An 18289-nucleotide genomic window follows, 5' to 3' on the forward strand; every position below is an offset into this window, starting at 1 on the left:
GGGTCAGTGTCAGAATCAGGGTCAGGGGCAGGCTAATCACTACGTGAGTAAAGAATCACAGCAGCCCGCAGCTTCCCCCGCCCAAACCGGCACATCTTCTCGAACTCTCCATGACTGACCGGCACATGCTGGCAGTCCATGGGCTGGCGATGCTGGCTGTGATCGACATCGGGGTCATGCAGATAAACAAAATCCTCATCGCAATCAGTCACCACTACCCAATGCGGTGATTTCGATCGTGTCAGCCGATAGCTGCTGATCAGCACCAGCGGTTGGCCTCCCGCTTCCAGTAAGCGCGGCAAATCCAGCGCAGCACCGATCACTCGCTCGACATCGGTCTGCGCCAACTGCGCGGTGAACTCTTCATGGACCAGGCGCATGACGTCTTTTTTATGCTCATTGCGTACGCCGTCAAGGAACAACGGCCCCGCCAGACTCAACTCCAGACGCACGCGAAATCCCCGTCGCCACGCCGCGAGCGCCAATCCCTGCGGACTGCAACCACCATGTCCCGACGTCATGAAAACGGTGGTCGCCTCACGCCAGATCTGCAGTTCCTCCCGTCGCTCCAACAAGCGTTCTGACTGCAGTGCCCCCATGGCCATCAACAGACACGCCGGGCCACAGGTGAAATCGGTGGTTTGTCCGTACCAAGGCACTTTGATGCTGCGTGAGTCTCGATGCTGAAGAATGCGTTTCTCCAGGCGCAGCGCGTCGGCATGGTCTTCGTAGTAGTCGTGGATCAGTGCAAAACGCCGGTAACCATTGCGTTCATACAGGGCAATGGCGGCGGGGTTGTCGGTGCGTACTTCCAGGCGCAGGTACGCGCAATCGTGTTCCAGCGCGCAAGTCTCGATCCGTTGCAGCAGTTGTTTACCCAACCCGCTCCCGCGCGCCTCGGCAGCAATCGCGATGGAATACAGCCGTGCCAGCGACGTACCACGGTGAAACAACGCCAGTGCGTAACCCCGTATTTGCCCGTCGAGCTCGGCCACCAGCAATTGTGCGTGGGCGCGGGTAATCATCCAGTGAAAACTGCGACGGCTGAGCCCGTCCGTGGTGAAACATTGCATTTCCAATGCCAGCAACGCCGGCAGATCTTCAACTACCGCCAAACGAAAAACAGCACTCATATGACCACCGTAAAAGTTGCGTAACGAAACGAGACTTTCGAAAAACTTCGTGCTTAATAGAAAAGGTCTTGTTCTCCAACGGATCAATCTCTATGTCAGCGGTACAGGGTCATTGGCGCGAAGTATCCGAGCAAAGTTTGCCGGCGGCAACTTATTTAAATTCAGCGACTGGCACTTCCAGTCGAGTGTTGATCATTGTCGAGCGCAAGGAAGACTGGGCTTCGTACTTCCCCAGCGAGGACATCATCACGGCGCAGGAATACCTCGAGCAAACCCGAGACAGCGAGCCAGGCAAGCGTGTGCAGGTAATCAATCTGTGCCGCAGCTACAAGTACCTCGGCCATGGCTATTACTGCTCGCTGCTGGCCGAAGCCCGCGGGCACAAAGTGATTCCGTCGGTTCGCACGATCAGCGAACTGACCAAGAAGTCACTCTACGGCCTGGCGCTGGATGATCTAGATAAAACCCTGGAAAAAGCCCTAAGCCATCATCTCTACAGCGATACCGAAGGTTTCACCCTGACGCTGTATTTTGGCAAAACGCATATCGAGCCGTTACAGGATCTGGCTCGCCAATTGTTTGAAGTGTTTCCCTGTCCAATTCTGTTAGTTGAGTTTCGTCGAACTAACGGCTGGCACATCGAGGGCATAAAGTCCGGCACATTGCATAAGTTGCGCGACGACCAGGAAGATCAATTCGCCAATGCGCTTGATGGCTTCAGCCGCAAAGTCTGGCGGGTGCCTCGCTCCAAGCAAGTGGCGCGGTATGACCTGGCGATCTTGCACGATCCGCAAGAAGCGTTGCCGCCATCAAACAGCAAGGCGCTTGCGAACTTTGTTCGGGTCGGCAAGACCATGGGCATCGACGTCGAACTGATCGAGCGCAAGGATTACGCGCGACTCGCCGAGTACGACGGCTTGCTGATTCGCGAAACCACCAGCGTCGACAACCATACCTACCGTTTCGCCAAGAAGGCTGAAAGCGAGGGGCTGGTGGTGATGGACGATCCGGCCTCGATTCTGCGCTGCACCAACAAGGTCTACCTCACCGACCTGCTCAACAGCCATCAACTGGGCATGCCCGCGACGGAGATTCTGTACAAGGAGCGACCCGAAGATTTCGAGCGGGTAGGGGAACGCCTTGGTTTTCCGTTGGTGTTGAAGATCCCCGACGGCTGTTTCTCGCGGGGTGTGATCAAGGTCGAAAGCCAGCAGGCGCTGCTCGAAGCCACGGCCGAGCTGTTCGAACATTCGGTGCTGTTGCTGGCCCAGGAGTTTTTCTACACCGAGTACGACTGGCGCATTGGCGTGCTCAACCGCAAACCGATTTTCGCGTGTCAGTACTTCATGTCCAAGGGCCACTGGCAAATCTACAACCACAAGGCCAAGGGCCAGGACATCAACGGCGAATGCCGGACAATGGCGGTCCACGAGGCACCCCGCGCCGTGGTGGAACTGGCGGTGAAAACGGCCAACCTGATCGGCGACGGCCTCTATGGCGTGGACCTGAAACAGGCCGGCGACAAGGTGGTGGTGATCGAAGTCAACGACAACCCGAACATGGACGCCGGTATCGAAGACGCTTATTTGCAGGACGATTTGTATTCACTGGTGCTGGAAGAGTTTGTGCGGCGGCTGGAGCTCAAACGTCGCGGCCAGGCCTGGTGAAGCGCCGATGATCAACAGTTTTGCATTGAGCCATGGTGCTTTGCAGCGGGTCGAACGACTGGACGCCGAGGTGATGCTGTTCAGCGATCCCGACGCCGCCGAGCGTGACCTGCTGCACAGTCATTTCAAAGTCGATGAACACGCACTGGCCTCGGCACTCGATCCGGACGAAGTGTCGCGAATCGAGTTTCACCCCGATCACTTGTTCCTGATCTGGAAGCGCCCGGAAAACTATTCCGGTGGCGGCAGCCTTGCGTTTGAGGTGTCTTCGTGCGGTTTGCTGTTCTCGCCCGGGCAGTTGCTGGTGATCGCCACCGACGACACGCCGCTGCACGGCCTCGGCACTCGCCAGCCGTTAAACACGCCGCTGGATGTTCTGCTCGACCTGCTGTTCAACAACATCCATCACTACCTCGGGCACTTGAAGGTGATCAAACTGGTCGCCCGCGAGTTGCAGCAAAAATTCAACGCCTCGATGCAGAACCAGCATCTGGTGCAGATGTTCAACCTCAGCGAAAGCCTGATCTATTACATCAACGCCCTGCACAGCAACGGCGCGGTGCTCACGCGGCTGCGCAACCACGCCGAAAAACTGCATTTCAACAGTGAAGCGATCGGCCTGATCGACGACCTGATCATCGAAAACAACCAGTGCTACAAACAGGCGGAGATTTATTCCACGGTGTTTTCCGGGCTGATCGACGCGCGCGGCAACTTGATGAACAACAGCATGAACAACCTGTTGCGCAAACTGACATTGATCAACGTGGTGTTTCTGCCGTTGAACCTGATTGCGAGCATTGGCGGGATGTCGGAGTTCAGCATGATGACCGCGGGAACACCGTGGTGGGTGTCGTATCCGCTGTTTTTGGCGGCGATGTTGCTGGGGGCAGGGGGGATGTTGTTTGGGCTGCGGCGCTTGGCCAGTTGATCGTTGGTAATCCCTGTAGGAGCTGCCGAAGGCTGCGATCTTTTGATTTTCAAGATCAAAAGATCGCAGCCTTCGGCAGCTCCTACACGGTTTATGTATTTCTCACAGTCCCGCATTTGGCCGAACCGCCACCGTGATGCCTTGTTATAGTTCGGGCCTCATTTTCAGCCCGGTAAAGGATCACTGCCATGTCTCAATACACCGCCTTCAGCGTCGAACTGGCCGACAATATCGCCCATGTGCAGATCAATCGTCCGGAAAAGATCAACTCGATGAACGCCGCGTTCTGGAGCGAGATCGTCGAGATTTTCCAGTGGATCGACGACACCGACGAAGTGCGCGTGGTGGTGCTCAGCGGTAACGGTAAACACTTTTCCTCCGGCATCGACCTGATGATGCTCGCCGGCGTCGCCAATGAACTGGGCAAGGATGTCGGCCGCAATGCGCGCTTGTTGCGCAAAAAAATCCTGACCCTGCAAGCCTCGTTCAACGCCGTCGACAATTGCCGCAAACCGGTGCTTGCGGCGATTCAGGGTTACTGCCTGGGCGGCGCCATCGATCTGATCGCCGCCTGCGATATGCGTTACGCAGCTGAAGACGCGCAATTCTCGATCAAGGAAATCGATATCGGCATGGCCGCCGATGTTGGCACTTTGCAACGGTTGCCACGGATCATCGGGGACGGCATGCTGCGTGAACTGGCTTACACCGGTCGCCACTTTGGCGCTGAAGAAGCGCGCAGCATCGGTCTGGTCAATCGCGTTTACAGTGACAATGACGCGCTGCTCGAAGGCGTGCTGGACATCGCTCGCGACATCGCGTCCAAGTCGCCCATCGCAATTGCCGGCACCAAGGAAATGATCAGCTACATGCGCGACCATCGCATCGACGACGGCCTCGAATACGTTGCCACCTGGAACGCCGCCATGTTGCAATCCACCGACTTGCGCGTGGCCATGGCCGCCCATATGAGCAAACAGAAACCCGAATTTGTGGATTGAGAACCATGACATCTCGCTGGACCACTGCAGTACTGGACACCGATCAACCCGGCGGCTTGGCCGTGGCGCGTAGCCCCGAAGGCTTTCTGTTCGACGACAACGGCGCGCTGTTCCCGCGTGAATGGCTCAAGCGTCAGGACTTGTCGGTGCTGGCCGAGCATGGCATCGGCCACCTCGATGGCGAGCCGGTGTACCTGCTGGAGTTGCGCAGTGCCAGCGAGGTCATGGGTTGCAGCTGGAAAGGCCTGCGGGCGTTCATGCTCGACGGCGATCACACGATCTACAAAGTGCTGGGTTATGCCGCGCAGATCGGCACTTGGGCCCGTGAACACCGCTTCTGTGGCAATTGCGGGCAAGCCATGACGCAAGTGCCGCGCGAGCGGGCGATGTATTGCCAGCCCTGTGATCTGCGCAGTTATCCGCGGATTTCGCCGAGCATGATCGTGCTGATCACCCGTGGCGACGAGATTCTGTTGGCACGCTCACCGCGGTTTGTCAGTGGGGTCTACAGCACGCTGGCCGGTTTCGCCGAACCGGGCGAGTCGGCGGAGGAATGCCTGATTCGCGAGGTGCGCGAAGAAGTGCAGATCGAAGTGAAGAACATCCAGTATCTGGGCAGCCAGTGCTGGCCGTTCCCGCACTCGATGATGCTGGGTTTTCACGCTGAATACGCGGGCGGCGAGATTGTCTGTCAGGAAGACGAGATTGAAGACGCCCAGTGGTTCAACGTGCACGATCTGCCGCCGTTGCCGGCATCAAAATCAATTGCCCGTTACCTGATCGACGTCTATGTGGCGCGGCGCTTAGGCCACGCTGAACCAGTGTTGCCAGGCTAGGCGCACGGTTAATCCCAGCACCACGGTGATGAACACCGGACGAATGAACTTGGCGCCACCGCTGATTGCGGTGCGCGCGCCAAAGAAAGCACCAACCATCACCGACAGGCCCATGCTCAGGCCGATGATCCAGTCAACTTGCCCGGAAAATATGAACACCGACAGCGCCGCAATGTTGCTGACGAAGTTCATGCTGCGCGCCACGCCGCTGGCCTTGACCAGGTCGATCGGGTACAGCAGCAGGCTGCTGACGGTCCAGAACGCGCCCGTGCCGGGACCGGCCACACCGTCGTAGAAACCGAGGCTGAAGCCTTGGGTCGATTGCCATTTCTTCTTGATCGGCGCGTCGCTGTCCAGCGGCGCTTTTGGCGTGCCGCCGAACAACAGATACAGGCCACAAGCAAACACGATCACCGGAAGCATTTTGTTCAGCCATTCCGCCGGCAGGTAATGGGCGACGACGGCGCCGGTCAACGCACCGACCAGGGTGCCGACAATCGCGTGCATCCACTGGCGAGGATGAAACAGCTTGCGCCGGTAGAAAGTGAAACTGGCCGTCGCCGAACCGAAGGTTGAACTCAGCTTATTGGTGCCCAGCACCAGATGCGGCGGCAGGCCAGCGGTCAGCAGCGCAGGCGTGGTCAACAGACCGCCACCGCCAGCGATGGCATCGATGAAACCGGCAACGAAAGCGACAACGGCCAGAATGGCCAAAGTGGTGAGGTCAACGCTGAGTTCAAAAGGCATGGAGTCGACTTATTCGGCAGGGGCGCAGATCGGAGCTGCGGGGAAGGGCTGCCATGTTACCTGTATCCAAGTGTTGCGGCGAGACGACTGACGTCTTCGCGAGCAGGTCTTAGAGTTGTTCCCAAAACCCTGTAGGAGCTTTCGAGTGCAACGAGGCAGCGATCTTTTGATCTTGAAATTCAGAATCAAAATCAAAAGATCGCAGCGTGCCGCAGTTCCTACAGGGGATTGCGTTGTGCCTAGGTCAAGCGTTGCGATTGGCCAACGCGCGTTCCATCCGTGCAATCCCTTCTTCCAGCAACGACCGCGGGCAGCCGAAGTTCAGCCGCACGAACTGCTGATTTTGATCGCCAAAGTCCAGCCCGGCGCTCAAACCGACCTTGCCCTGTTCCAGAAAGAACTGCTGCGGGTTTTCCAGATCCAGAGCCGAACAATCGAGCCAAGCCAGATAAGTCCCCTGCGGCACATTAATGGTCACGCCCGGCAAACGGCTGCGAACCGCTTCAACCAGATAATCACGGTTGGCCTGCAGGTAGGTTTTCAACTCGGCCAGCCATGGCCCACCTTCGCTGTAAGCGACGCGGGTGGCTTCCATGCCCAGCGGATTGACGCTGTCGACCATGCCGCAACGGGCGTGGTTGACGCGTTCGCGCAGGGCGGCGTCCTGAATGATCATGAACGAGGTCTTGAGACCGGCGATGTTGTAGGCCTTGCTCGCCGACATCAGGGTGATCGTGCGCTGGGCGATTTCTGCGCTCAGCGAAGCGGTCGGAATGTGCACGCGGCCATCGAAGCACAGTTCGGCATGGATTTCGTCGGAGATGATCCATGCGTCCTGCGCCACGCAGATGTCCGCCACCGCTTGCAGCTCATCGCGGCCGAACACTTTGCCGATCGGGTTGTGCGGGTTGCTCAGCAGCAACGCGCCGCCGCCGTTCAGCGAATCACGCAAAGTGTCCAGCGGCGTGGCGTAGGTGCCGTCAGCCTGCGGCACGAATTCCAGCTCAACCTTGTTCAAACCCCAATGAGCCGGCGCATGGCGCAGTGGCGGGTAGTTCGGCACTTGCACCACGACATTCTGCTGCGGCTGCACCAGCGCCTTGAGCGCCATGTTGAAACCGGATTCAACACCCGGCAGGAAGATCAGCTCTTGCGGTTGGACTTTCCAGGCGAACTTGGTCCAGAGGTCGGCAACGATGGCTTCACGCAGGTTGTCCTGCGCGACGCTGTAACCCACCAGCGGGTGCAGCAGGCGCTGTTGCAGCGCCTCGATGACCACCGGCGGCGCGGCGAAATCCATATCAGCGACCCACATCGGCAACACGTCGGCCGAGTAGCGGCTCCACTTGGTGCTGCCCGTGTTGTGGCGGTCGAATACCTGATCAAAATCGAAAGTCATGCGCGGTCTCGTGAAGGCGGGTGAGTTCTGCCGGACATGATAAACCTTGAACCCCTGTAGGAGCTGCCGAAGGCTGCGATCTTTTGATTTTGTTTTTAAAAACCGGATCAAAAGATCGCAGCCTTCGGCAGCTCCTACACAGACTCGGTTGCGCCCCGACAAACGGCCGACGGTCGGTTTTCACACAGTCTGTGTGGTCATTGTCTACAGTGAAAAGGCTGGCACCCGTTGCCGCAACCGTGATTGTCCAGATAAAGCCCGGCATCAGTACCGGGTTCCACCTGATCAGGAGTGCACGATGGATCTCAGCCGTCGTCAGTTCTTCAAGGTCGCCGGTATCGGCCTTGCAGGCTCAAGCCTGGGCGCGTTGGGCATGGCCCCAACGCCTGCCTTCGCCGAGCAGGTGCGTCACTTCAAGCTTGCCCACACCCATGAAACCCGCAACACCTGCCCGTATTGCTCGGTCGGTTGCGGTTTGATCATGTACAGCCAGGGCGATGCCGGGAAGAATGTCGCGCAAAATATCATCCACATCGAGGGCGACGCCGACCACCCGGTCAACCGCGGCACCCTCTGTCCAAAAGGCGCGGGCCTGCTGGACTTCATTCACAGCCCGGGCCGTTTGCTGTATCCGCAGACGCGCAAACCCGGCAGCAGCGAATGGACACGGATCAGTTGGGATGAAGCGCTGGATCGCATCGTCGACCTGATGAAAACCGACCGCGACGCCAATTTCATCGAGAAAAATGCCAACGGGCAAACGGTGAATCGCTGGCTGACCACCGGTTTCCTCGCGGCCTCGGCGGCGTCCAACGAAGCGGGCTACATCACCCAGAAGGTGATTCGCAGCCTCGGTTTATTGGGGTTCGATAACCAGGCGCGTGTCTGACACGGTCCGACGGTGGCAAGTCTTGCCCCGACGTACGGCCGTGGAGCCATGACCAATACCTGGACCGATATCGCTAACGCGAATCTGATCCTGGTGATGGGCGGCAACGCAGCAGAAGCGCATCCGTGCGGCTTCAAATGGGTGACCGAAGCCAAGGCGCATAACGCCGCGCGGCTGATCGTGGTCGACCCGCGTTTTACCAGGACCGCTTCGGTGGCCGACTATTACGCGCCGATCCGCACCGGCACCGACATCGCCTTCATGGGCGGTTTGATCAATTACCTGCTGACCGAAGACAAGATCCAGCACGAATATGTGCGCAACTACACCGATGTGTCGTTCATCGTCAAAGCCGGATATGGCTTCGAGGACGGCATCTTCAGTGGCTACGACGTGGCCAAGCGCAGCTATACCGACAAATCCGGTTGGGGCTACGAAATGGGCGAGGACGGCTTCGTCAGAGTCGACCCGACCCTGCAAGACCCGCGCTGCGTCTACCAATTGATGAAACAGCATTACAGCCGCTACACCATCGACCTCGCGAGCCAGATCTGCGGGATGCCGGTCGATGCCATGCAGAAAATCTGGGACGAAATCGCCACGTGCTCGATACCGGGCAAAACCATGACGATTCTCTACGCGCTCGGCTGGACCCAGCATTCGATCGGCGCGCAAATCATCCGCAGTGCGGCGATGGTGCAACTGTTGCTGGGCAACGTCGGCATGCCGGGCGGCGGGGTGAATGCCTTGCGCGGGCACTCGAACATTCAGGGCCTGACCGACCTCGGATTGCTCTCCAATGCGCTGCCGGGCTATCTGTCACTGGGCACCGATACCGAGCAGGATTACGCCACCTACATCCACAAACGCACGCAAGTGCCGTTGCGGCCGGGGCAACTCTCGTACTGGCAGAACTACAGCAAATTCCACGTCAGCCTCATGAAGTCGTGGTACGGCGCGCACGCCACGGCCGAGAACAATTGGCTCTACGACCATTTGCCGAAACTCGACATCCCCAACTACGACGTGTTGAAGATGTTCGACCTGATGAGCCAGGGCAAGGTCAACGGCTACTTCTGCCAGGGCTTCAACCCTATTGCGGCGTTGCCCGACAAGAACCGCGTGATGGGCGCGTTGGCCAAACTCAAATGGCTGGTAGTGATGGACCCGCTGGCCACCGAAACTTCGGAGTTCTGGCATAACGTCGGGCCCTACAACGATGTGAAAACCGACGAGATCCAGACTGAAGTCATTCGCCTGCCAACCACCTGTTTCGCCGAAGAGGACGGCTCGTTGGTCAATAGCAGTCGCTGGCTGCAATGGCACTGGAAGGGCGCCGATGGTCCGGGCGAAGCGCAGACCGACATCCGCATCATGAGCGAGCTGTTCCTGCGCCTGCGCAAACGTTATCAGGCTGAGGGCGGCAAGTTTCCCGACCCACTGCTGAAACTGACGTGGCCGTACAAGATTGCCGACGAACCGTCCCCGGAAGAGTTGGCCAAAGAGATCAACGGCAGCGCCGTTACAGACTTTACCGATGCCACCGGCGCCACGGTCAAGGCTGGCACGCAACTGGCCGGGTTCGGTTTGCTCAAGGACGACGGTAGCACCGCGTCCGGTTGCTGGATCTTCGCCGGCAGCTGGACCGAGGCCGGTAATCAAATGGCGCGGCGCGACAATGCCGATCCATATGGCATGCATCAACACCAGGGATGGGCGTGGGCCTGGCCGGCCAATCGACGGATTCTCTACAACCGCGCTTCCGCAGACGTTGCGGGCAAACCGTGGGACCCGAAAAAGCGTCTGGTCTGGTGGAACGGCAAAGTCTGGACCGGCACCGATGTGCCGGACTACAAGGCCGACGTGCCGCCGGAAGCCGGGATGAATCCGTTCATCATGAACCCGGAAGGCGTGGCGCGGTTCTTCGCCGTCGACAAGATGAACGAAGGGCCATTCCCCGAGCACTACGAGCCGTTCGAAACCCCCATCGGCATCAACCCGCTGCACCCGCAAAACAAGCAGGCCACCAGCAACCCGGCAGCGCGGATCTTCGATTCGGTCTGGGAAACCCTTGGCGAAGCCAAGGACTTCCCGTACGCCGGCACCAGCTATCGCCTGACCGAGCATTTCCACTTCTGGAGCAAGCACTGCAAGTTGAATGCGATTGCCCAGCCTGAACAATTCGTCGAAATCGGCGAAGTGCTGGCGAAAGAGAAGGGCATCGCGGCCGGTGATCGGGTGCGGGTCAGTTGCAAACGCGGGTTCATTGAAGCGGTCGCGGTGGTGACCAAAAGGATCCGGCCGCTGCAGGTCAACGGCCAGGTGGTGCATCAGATCGGCATCCCGTTGCACTGGGGTTTCACCGGCCTGACGCGTCACGGTTATCTGACCAACACCCTGGTGCCGTTCCTCGGCGATGGCAACACACAGACCCCGGAATCCAAGTCATTCCTGGTCAACGTGGAGAAACTGTAAATGGCCAGCCAAGACATCATTGCCCGCTCGGCCACCACCACGGTGCCGCCCTCGGTGCGTAATCAGGAGGCCGTGGCCAAGCTGATCGACACCACCAAATGCATCGGCTGCAAGGCCTGCCAGGTCGCCTGTTCGGAATGGAACGAACTGCGCGACGAGGTCGGCCACAACCACGGCACTTACGACAATCCGCAGGACCTGAGCGCAGAATCCTGGACGCTGATGCGCTTCACCGAGCACGAAACCGACGCCGGCAATCTCGAATGGCTGATCCGCAAGGACGGCTGCATGCACTGCGCCGAGCCGGGGTGCCTCGCTGCATGTCCGAGCCCCGGCGCGATCATCAAACACGCCAACGGCATCGTCGACTTCGATCAGGATCACTGCATCGGTTGCGGCTATTGCATCACCGGGTGCCCGTTCAACATTCCGCGTATCTCGCAAAAAGATCACAAGGCGTACAAGTGCACCCTGTGTTCGGATCGAGTCGCGGTGGGTTTGGAGCCGGCCTGCGTGAAAACCTGCCCGACCGGCGCCATCGTCTTCGGCACCAAGGAAGACATGAAGGAACACGCCGCCGAACGCATCGTCGACCTGAAAAGCCGTGGCTTCGAGAACGCCGGTTTGTATGATCCGGCCGGCGTCGGCGGCACTCACGTCATGTACGTGCTGCACCACGCCGACACGCCGAGGATTTACGCCGGTCTGCCCGACGCGCCGGCCATCAGTCCGCTGGTGGGTTTGTGGAAAGGCATCAGCAAACCGCTGGGGTTGCTGGCAATGGGCGCGGCGGTGCTGGCCGGGTTCTTCCACTACGTGCGCATCGGCCCGAACCGGGTTGAAGAGGATGAGCATCCGACAGCTCCCGACACCTCGGTGCATGTCGTTGATCCGGCGGTGCACACCTTCGACCCACGCGGGGAGGACCGGCCATGAGCAACAAGACGATCCTGCGTTACACCGCCAACCAGCGCACCAATCACTGGCTGGTGGCGATTCTGTTTTTCATGGCCGGGCTGTCGGGGCTGGCGCTGTTTCATCCATCGATGTTCTGGCTGACGCATCTGTTCGGCGGTGGGCCTTGGACGCGGATTCTGCATCCGTACATGGGTGTGGCGATGTTCGTGTTGTTTCTCGGGCTGGTGTTCAATTTCTGGCGTGCCAACTTCTTTATCGCCAACGACCGGCAGTGGCTGCGGCGTATTGATCGGGTCATGGTCAACGACGAAGAATCCGTGCCACCGGTTGGCAAGTACAACGCCGGGCAAAAGCTGCTGTTCTGGACTTTACTGCTGTGCATGCTCGCGTTGCTGTTCACTGGGCTGGTGATCTGGCGCGCCTGGTTCAGCGCGTTTTTTGGCATCACCCTGATTCGCTGGTCGATGCTGCTGCATGCGCTGGCCGGGTTTGTGCTGATCCTCAGCATCATCATTCACATCTACGCCGGGCTGTGGATCAAGGGCTCGGTCGACGCGATGCTGCATGGTTGGGTCAGCCGCGCCTGGGCGAAGAAACACCACGCACTGTGGTATCGCGACATCACCCGCGATGAGCGGCAACCGGACGTGCCAGAGCGACCGATCACCAAAAAGGGCTGACCTTTGCCAAGCATTCTTGAACCCGGAGAAATCGAAGCGGCGGCCAGTTCGCCGCCGTTTCTGCACTTGCCACCGCACAACCTTTTCAGCCTGCGCGCCGAACGTCTGGAGCGATTGGCCGATGGGCATCCGTTGGCCGAGTACCTGCGCTTGATCGCCGGTTTGTGCCGGGCTCAGCAGCAAGTGCTGGGTGATCCGCCGTCGACCGAACCGGTTGATCAACAACGGCTTGCGCTGTGTCAGCAACACGGTTTGCCGCCGTTCGGCGCCGATACCTTGATCCGCGAAGATGACTGGCAAGCCTGGCTGGAGGCTCTGTTGCAGTGCTACACAGCACCCGAGCAACCCGCAGTAATCGATGCAATCGCCACTTTGCGCAGTGCCGATTCTGGGCAGTTGCGCAGCTGGGGGGTGGCGCTGGTCAGCGGTCAATATTCCATGGTGCCGGCGCAACTGGTGCCGTTTTTGGGCGCGGCGCTGCAAACCGCGTGGAGCCACTGGCTGCTCAGCGCACCCAACCTGCAACTCAAACCCGGCGACAGCCTCAGCCAATGCCCGGCCTGTGGTTCACCGGCCATGATCGGCGTCATTCGCCATCGCGGTAAACACAACGGCTTGCGCTATCTGGTGTGTTCGCTGTGCGCCTGTGAATGGCACGTGGTTCGGGTCAAGTGCGTGTATTGCGAGTCGAGCAAAGGCCTCGACTACCTGAGTTTTGAGGACGATCGCCACGCCGCCAATCAGGCGCCGCTGCGTGCCGAAGTCTGTCCGGGCTGCAACAGTTATCTGAAATTGCTCTATCTGGAGAACGATGCCGACGCCGAGGCCTTGTCGGCGGACCTCAGCAGTCTGCTGCTGGACATGCGTCTGGCGCAGGACGGCTATCAGCGCCTGGCACCCAATCTGCTGCTGGCGCCGGGAGACGAATGACCGCAGCGTCTACACTCGCCGGACAGTCTTTCGTTTCGGGAGTGGCAGATGTCTGCAAGTGTTGCCCTGCGGTTACCTTCCATTGATGGTTTGTTGCGTCATCCGGCGTGCTTGCCGCTGGCTGAGCGTTATGGGCGCGAGGCGTTGCTGGCGAGTTTGCGACAGCTGCTGGATGAATTGCGTTCGAGTGTGTTGAACGGGCAGTTGTCCGCTATTGAAATCAGTCCTGAAGTGCTCGCCGGGCGGGTCGGCGAACGTCTTGCACAGCAACAGCGCAGCCAGGTTCGGCGGGTGTTCAACCTGACCGGCACGGTGTTGCACACCAATCTTGGCCGCGCGCTATTGCCTGAAGAAGCGATTGAAGCGGTGCAAATGGCGGCGCGTTATCCGCTCAATCTGGAATTCGATCTGGCCAGCGGTAAACGCGGCGATCGTGATGATCTGATCGAAGGTCTGATCCGCGAACTGACCGGCGCTGAAGCCGTCACCGTGGTCAACAACAATGCCGCTGCGGTGCTGCTGACACTCAACAGTCTAGGTGCGCGCAAGGAAGGCATTATCTCGCGCGGCGAGTTGATCGAGATCGGCGGCGCGTTTCGCATCCCCGACATCATGGCCCGCGCCGGTGTGCGTCTGCACGAGGTCGGCACCACCAATCGCACCCATGCCCGCGACTATGAAGCGGCGATCAACCCGCGCAGCGGTTTGATCATGCGTGTGCATGCGAGCAATTACAGCATTGAGGGTTTTACGGCTCGGGTGGCGACCGCCGAGTTGGCCGAGTTGGCGCATCGTCACGGGCTGCCGTTGTTGGAGGATCTGGGCAGCGGCAGCCTGCTGGATTTGACGCGCTGGGGTTTGCCGGCGGAACCGACGGTGCGACAGGCGCTGCTCGATGGCGCCGATATCGTCACCTTCAGCGGTGACAAGTTGCTCGGCGGCCCGCAGGCCGGATTGATCGTCGGGAGCAAAGCGCTGATCGCGAAGATCAAGAAGAACCCGCTGAAGCGCGCATTGCGTGTCGACAAGCTGACCTTGGCGGCGCTGGAAGCAGTGCTCGGTCTGTATCGCGATCCGGATCGACTGGCCGAGCGATTGCCGAGTCTGCGCCTGCTGACCCGTGCGCAATCCGACATTTTTGCGCAGGCGTCACGATTGCAACCGGCCATGGCTGACGCTTTGGGCGAGGTCTGGAGTGTTGCTGCCGTGCATTCACTGGGCATGATCGGCAGCGGCAGCCAACCGGTGGCGCGCTTGCCCAGTGCGGCGCTGTGTTTGCGTCCGCAAGTGTCCAGGCGATTACGCGGCCGTCATCTGCTTAACCTTGAAGCCGCGCTGCGTGCCTTGCCGATCCCGGTGCTCGGGCGCATTGACGACGACGCGTTGTGGCTGGACTTGCGCCAACTCGACGACGAGCCCGCATGGCTGGCGCAGTTGCCGCTATTGCAGGTCGCGCAATGATTATCGGCACGGCGGGGCACATCGACCACGGCAAGACGTCGTTGCTGCAAGCGCTGACCGGGCAAACCGGCGACCGCCGCCCGCAGGAACGCGAACGGGGCATGACCATCGACCTTGGTTATCTGTATGCCGAACTGGAGCCGGGTGCCGGGCTTACCGGTTTTATCGATGTGCCCGGCCATGAAAAATTCACCCACAACATGCTTGCCGGCGCGCAGGGCATTGATCTGGTGTTGCTGGTAATCGCGGCGGATGACGGCGTGATGCCGCAAACCCGCGAACATCTGGCGATTGTCCAGTTGCTCGGCATTCCCCGCGCGGTGGTGGCGATCACCAAGTGCGATCGGGTCGAGGCGGGCAGGGTGGAGGAGGTGCAGCGCCAGACACTGGACTTGCTGGAGGCCGGGCCGTTCGCCGAGGCGCCGATTTTGGCTGTATCGAGCGTGAGCGGGCGGGGCATTGATGAATTGCGACAGATCCTGTTGCAGAGCCAACGCGAAGTGCTTGAGCGCAGTCGAGAAGGAGGTTTTCGTCTGGCCATCGACCGCGCTTTCAGCGTTGCCGGCGCGGGGATTGTGGTCACCGGTACGGCGCTGTCGGGCTTGGTCGCGGTGGCGGACAAACTGGTTTTGGGTCCCGCCGGCAAAGCCGTAAGGGTTCGTGGTTTGCATGCGCAGAATCAGCCCGCCGAACATGCGTTTGCCGGGCAGCGGGTGGCATTGAATATCAGCGGCGATCGCCTGGCACTGGAACAAGTCCATCGCGGCCAATGGCTGCTGAGTGAGTGGCTATACGCGCCGACACAACGGGTCGATATCGAGTTTCAACTGTTGCCCGGCGAACGCCCCTTCGAGCACTTCCACCCGGTGCATCTGCACCTTGGCACTCAAGACGTGATCGCCCGCGTCGCCTTGCTCGAAGGCCCGCGCCTGAATCCCGGCGAACGCATGTTCGCGCAGTTGCTGATCAACGCGCCGGTGCACGCGGTGCACGGTGATCGGTTGATCCTGCGTGATCAAAGTGCGCAACGCACCCTCGGCGGCGGCCGGGTGCTCGACCCGTTCGCCCCGGCCCGCCAACGGCGCAGCCCCGAACGGCTGGCGCAACTTGAAGCCTTGGCGCGCAGTGAACGTTTTGAGCAGGTGCTGCCGGTGTTGCTCAATCACAGTGCCAGCGGCCTCGATCCGCAGCGGCTGGAGCGCCAGTTCAATCGTCCCCGCGAAGACTGGTCATTGCCGCAGAACGTCCGGCTGATCAATACCCGCCAAGGGCCGGTGCTGTTCAACGTGCAGCGCTGGGGGCAGTTGAAATTCACCCTGCTGGAACAACTGACGAAGTTTCATGAACTGGAGCCAGATCAGATGGGCCCGGATCGGGATCGACTGCGGCGTTTCAGCGGGTTGGCGCTGGAGCGTTCTATCTTCGTCAGTCTGTTGGAGGAATTGCTCGGCGCCGGTTCGATCAACGCCAGCGGGCCGTGGCTGCACCTGCCGGATCATCAGGTGCGCTTGAATGCCGAAGACGAAACCCTGTGGCAACTACTGCAACCGCTGTTCGAACTGGCCGGATTTGATCCGCCGTGGGTGCGCGACATCGCCAAAGCCGTTGAGCAGGACGACGCCGTCGTCCGCTTGCTGCTGCGCAAACTCGCGCGCCTTGGGCTGATGCATCAAGTGGTGCGCGATCTGTTTCTCAGCGACGCGATGCTGCGGCAAATGGTGGCCGTGTTGCTGGAACTGGCCAAGGAAAATCCGCAGATCCAGGTGACAACCTTCCGCGATGCGCTAGGCTTGGGACGCAAACGCTCAATTCAATACCTCGAATACTTCGACCGCCTCGGCCTGACCCGGCGCAGCGGCGAATCACGCCAAATCCGTTACGACAACGCGCTGGCCACCGCTGACGCGCACTGAGTTCAAGGAAGGCAATCGCGCCCGGTGGCGCGGCCGGGCTTCAAACCCGGTTGGGGACGGCATCCGTTCCCGGGCAGGTTCGACTCCGGCTGCCTTCCGCCATTTCGAGAATCGTTCCCCTTGAGATTTCTGCTGCTCATTCATGTGCAGGGCGGCCATCACGTGCTCGCGGGTGGCATTTAAGATTGCTCTTATTCACGCCTTTGAGATTAGTGGTTTAAATGCTCGGTCAAGTGATCTGTTCAAGACTCACGAGCGGCTACGATCGAGGATTTTTTATGAAGTTATGGATTGCGCTTTTGGCGTGGTTTATCGTTCCGAATGCATGGGGTTATTGTGTCTTTGCTTTAAACGACGACTTGGACAAGATTCGAGATTATGGTGCTCACGGACCAGGCTCGCAGTTTATTAATACACCTAGAGATGCTACCGGTTTGCCGGTGATTTACACTGAATCGTTGCCGGTCGTGGGCAGCAAAATGATAATTACATGCCCATTCAAAGAGACCCTGGGCCTGAGATTAAATCCTGCCATTGGTGCGCAGCCCAACTTCAGCACTTCGCTTTTCCGATTGAAAGACACCGGGATTGCACTTCAGTTCTTCCTTGATAGCAACGCTGCCGCATTGGTCCCCCTCCAATTTAGCGATGCGTCTATATGGTTACACGCGAAGATCCCCACGCCGGCTCCTCAATTGCGTGTGGTACAAACCGGGCCGATCAAGGAAGGGGCTGTGATCCCGGCGGGACTGCTCGCCTCATTGGTATCCAGTGACGACCAAACGTTTGCAACGTTCAATTTGTCGAACCCTGTCTATATTGTCGCAGGAGCCTGCAAGACACCTAATGTCAGTGTCGATATGACGCGGGACAACAAAACCAGTTCATTCAAGAAAATAGGGAGCAAGACCAATCCTGTTGCATTCAATATTCAATTGGTCGAATGCCCCAACTTTCTGAAATCAGTCAAGTATTCAATAAAGGCGAACACGAAAGTCATTGATGCGAATAAGGGCGTTATTTCACTGGATGCATCTTCTACCGCGAAAGGTATAGGGCTGCAGGTATCACGGGGGGATGATCAGCCAGTGGTGATTGGAAAAGAATACAACTTTGCTGGATATGATCGCGCGGGAGGCGATTTCAATATCCCTTTCAGTGCATCGTACATTCAAACCGATGCATCGATAGAAGCCGGAATCGCTGACACTTCTCTGACGTTCGTCATGAGTTATCAATGAGTATTTGAACTTTACGCAAGACAGCGAAAAATCACTAGACTCTTGCTTCTCAATTGCAGGAGCCTGGG

At 59.1% G+C, this 18289-nt stretch carries 14 protein-coding genes and 1 tRNA gene; 12 read left to right on the top strand and 3 right to left on the bottom strand.

Features of this window, described 5'->3' with window-relative positions:
• Positions 1-32 precede the first annotated feature (32 nt).
• Positions 33-1133 carry a GNAT family N-acetyltransferase/peptidase C39 family protein gene (locus tag ICA15_RS22930; RefSeq protein ID WP_210554726.1) on the bottom strand — a complete coding sequence of 367 codons (1101 nt, stop codon included), beginning with the start codon at positions 1131-1133 and terminating at the stop codon, positions 33-35.
• 92 nt (positions 1134-1225) lie between these two features.
• On the opposite strand from ICA15_RS22930, the gene ICA15_RS22935 reads away from it, so the two are divergent.
• The 4 genes from ICA15_RS22935 to nudC all read left to right on the top strand — a co-directional run bounded on the left by ICA15_RS22935 (position 1226) and on the right by nudC (position 5568).
• Positions 1226-2800, top strand: coding sequence for a RimK family protein (locus tag ICA15_RS22935; RefSeq protein WP_150615692.1), 1575 nt, complete (start codon positions 1226-1228; stop codon positions 2798-2800).
• Between the two features lie 7 nt (positions 2801-2807).
• Positions 2808-3731, top strand: coding sequence for a magnesium transporter CorA family protein (locus ICA15_RS22940; protein WP_210554727.1), 924 nt, complete (start codon positions 2808-2810; stop codon positions 3729-3731).
• A 188-nt stretch (positions 3732-3919) separates the two neighbouring features.
• A complete protein-coding gene (locus ICA15_RS22945; RefSeq protein WP_210554728.1) occupies positions 3920-4732 on the top strand; it encodes a crotonase/enoyl-CoA hydratase family protein in 813 nt (270 codons plus the stop codon).
• Between the two features lie 5 nt (positions 4733-4737).
• Positions 4738-5568: an NAD(+) diphosphatase gene (nudC, locus tag ICA15_RS22950; RefSeq protein ID WP_150603426.1), complete on the top strand. Its 831-nt coding sequence runs from the start codon at positions 4738-4740 to the stop codon at positions 5566-5568.
• On the opposite strand, the gene ICA15_RS22955 is transcribed toward nudC, so the two are convergent.
• Both ICA15_RS22955 and ICA15_RS22960 read right to left on the bottom strand, forming a co-directional pair.
• Positions 5536-6315 carry a TSUP family transporter gene (locus ICA15_RS22955; RefSeq protein WP_150615690.1) on the bottom strand — a complete coding sequence of 260 codons (780 nt, stop codon included), beginning with the start codon at positions 6313-6315 and terminating at the stop codon, positions 5536-5538. The genes nudC and ICA15_RS22955 overlap by 33 nt on opposite strands.
• Before the next feature lie 244 nt (positions 6316-6559).
• On the bottom strand, positions 6560-7714 hold the full coding sequence (locus ICA15_RS22960) for a MalY/PatB family protein (RefSeq protein WP_210554729.1): 1155 nt from the start codon (positions 7712-7714) through the stop codon (positions 6560-6562).
• A gap of 298 nt (positions 7715-8012) precedes the next feature.
• On the opposite strand from ICA15_RS22960, the gene fdnG reads away from it, so the two are divergent.
• From fdnG to ICA15_RS23000, 8 genes are all read left to right on the top strand, one after another.
• Complete coding sequence (gene fdnG, locus ICA15_RS22965) at positions 8013-11078, top strand: formate dehydrogenase-N subunit alpha (RefSeq protein WP_210554730.1); 3066 nt, start codon at positions 8013-8015, stop codon at positions 11076-11078.
• Positions 11079-12014: a formate dehydrogenase subunit beta gene (fdxH, locus tag ICA15_RS22970; protein WP_150615687.1), complete on the top strand. Its 936-nt coding sequence runs from the start codon at positions 11079-11081 to the stop codon at positions 12012-12014.
• Complete coding sequence (locus tag ICA15_RS22975) at positions 12011-12676, top strand: formate dehydrogenase subunit gamma (protein WP_210554731.1); 666 nt, start codon at positions 12011-12013, stop codon at positions 12674-12676. Before fdxH ends, ICA15_RS22975 begins: the two co-directional genes overlap by 4 nt.
• A gap of 3 nt (positions 12677-12679) precedes the next feature.
• A complete protein-coding gene (gene fdhE / locus ICA15_RS22980) occupies positions 12680-13606 on the top strand; it encodes a formate dehydrogenase accessory protein FdhE (RefSeq protein WP_210554732.1) in 927 nt (308 codons plus the stop codon).
• 48 nt (positions 13607-13654) lie between these two features.
• The gene (selA, locus tag ICA15_RS22985; protein WP_210554733.1) at positions 13655-15067 is read left to right on the top strand and encodes an L-seryl-tRNA(Sec) selenium transferase; all 1413 of its coding nucleotides are present in this window, start codon (positions 13655-13657) and stop codon (positions 15065-15067) included.
• Positions 15064-16980 (top strand): selenocysteine-specific translation elongation factor, encoded by a 1917-nt coding sequence (selB, locus tag ICA15_RS22990; RefSeq protein ID WP_210554808.1) that lies wholly within the window; start codon positions 15064-15066, stop codon positions 16978-16980. The genes selA and selB overlap by 4 nt, the downstream gene beginning before the upstream one ends.
• A 6-nt stretch (positions 16981-16986) precedes the next feature.
• Positions 16987-17082: transfer RNA gene (locus ICA15_RS22995), tRNA-Sec, on the top strand.
• A 176-nt stretch (positions 17083-17258) separates the two neighbouring features.
• On the top strand, positions 17259-18221 hold the full coding sequence (locus ICA15_RS23000; RefSeq protein ID WP_210554734.1) for a fimbrial protein: 963 nt from the start codon (positions 17259-17261) through the stop codon (positions 18219-18221).
• The last annotated feature ends 68 nt before the right edge of the window (positions 18222-18289 follow it).

This window comes from Pseudomonas sp. P116 (assembly GCF_020149425.1).
Taxonomy (GTDB): domain Bacteria; phylum Pseudomonadota; class Gammaproteobacteria; order Pseudomonadales; family Pseudomonadaceae; genus Aquipseudomonas; species Aquipseudomonas anatoliensis.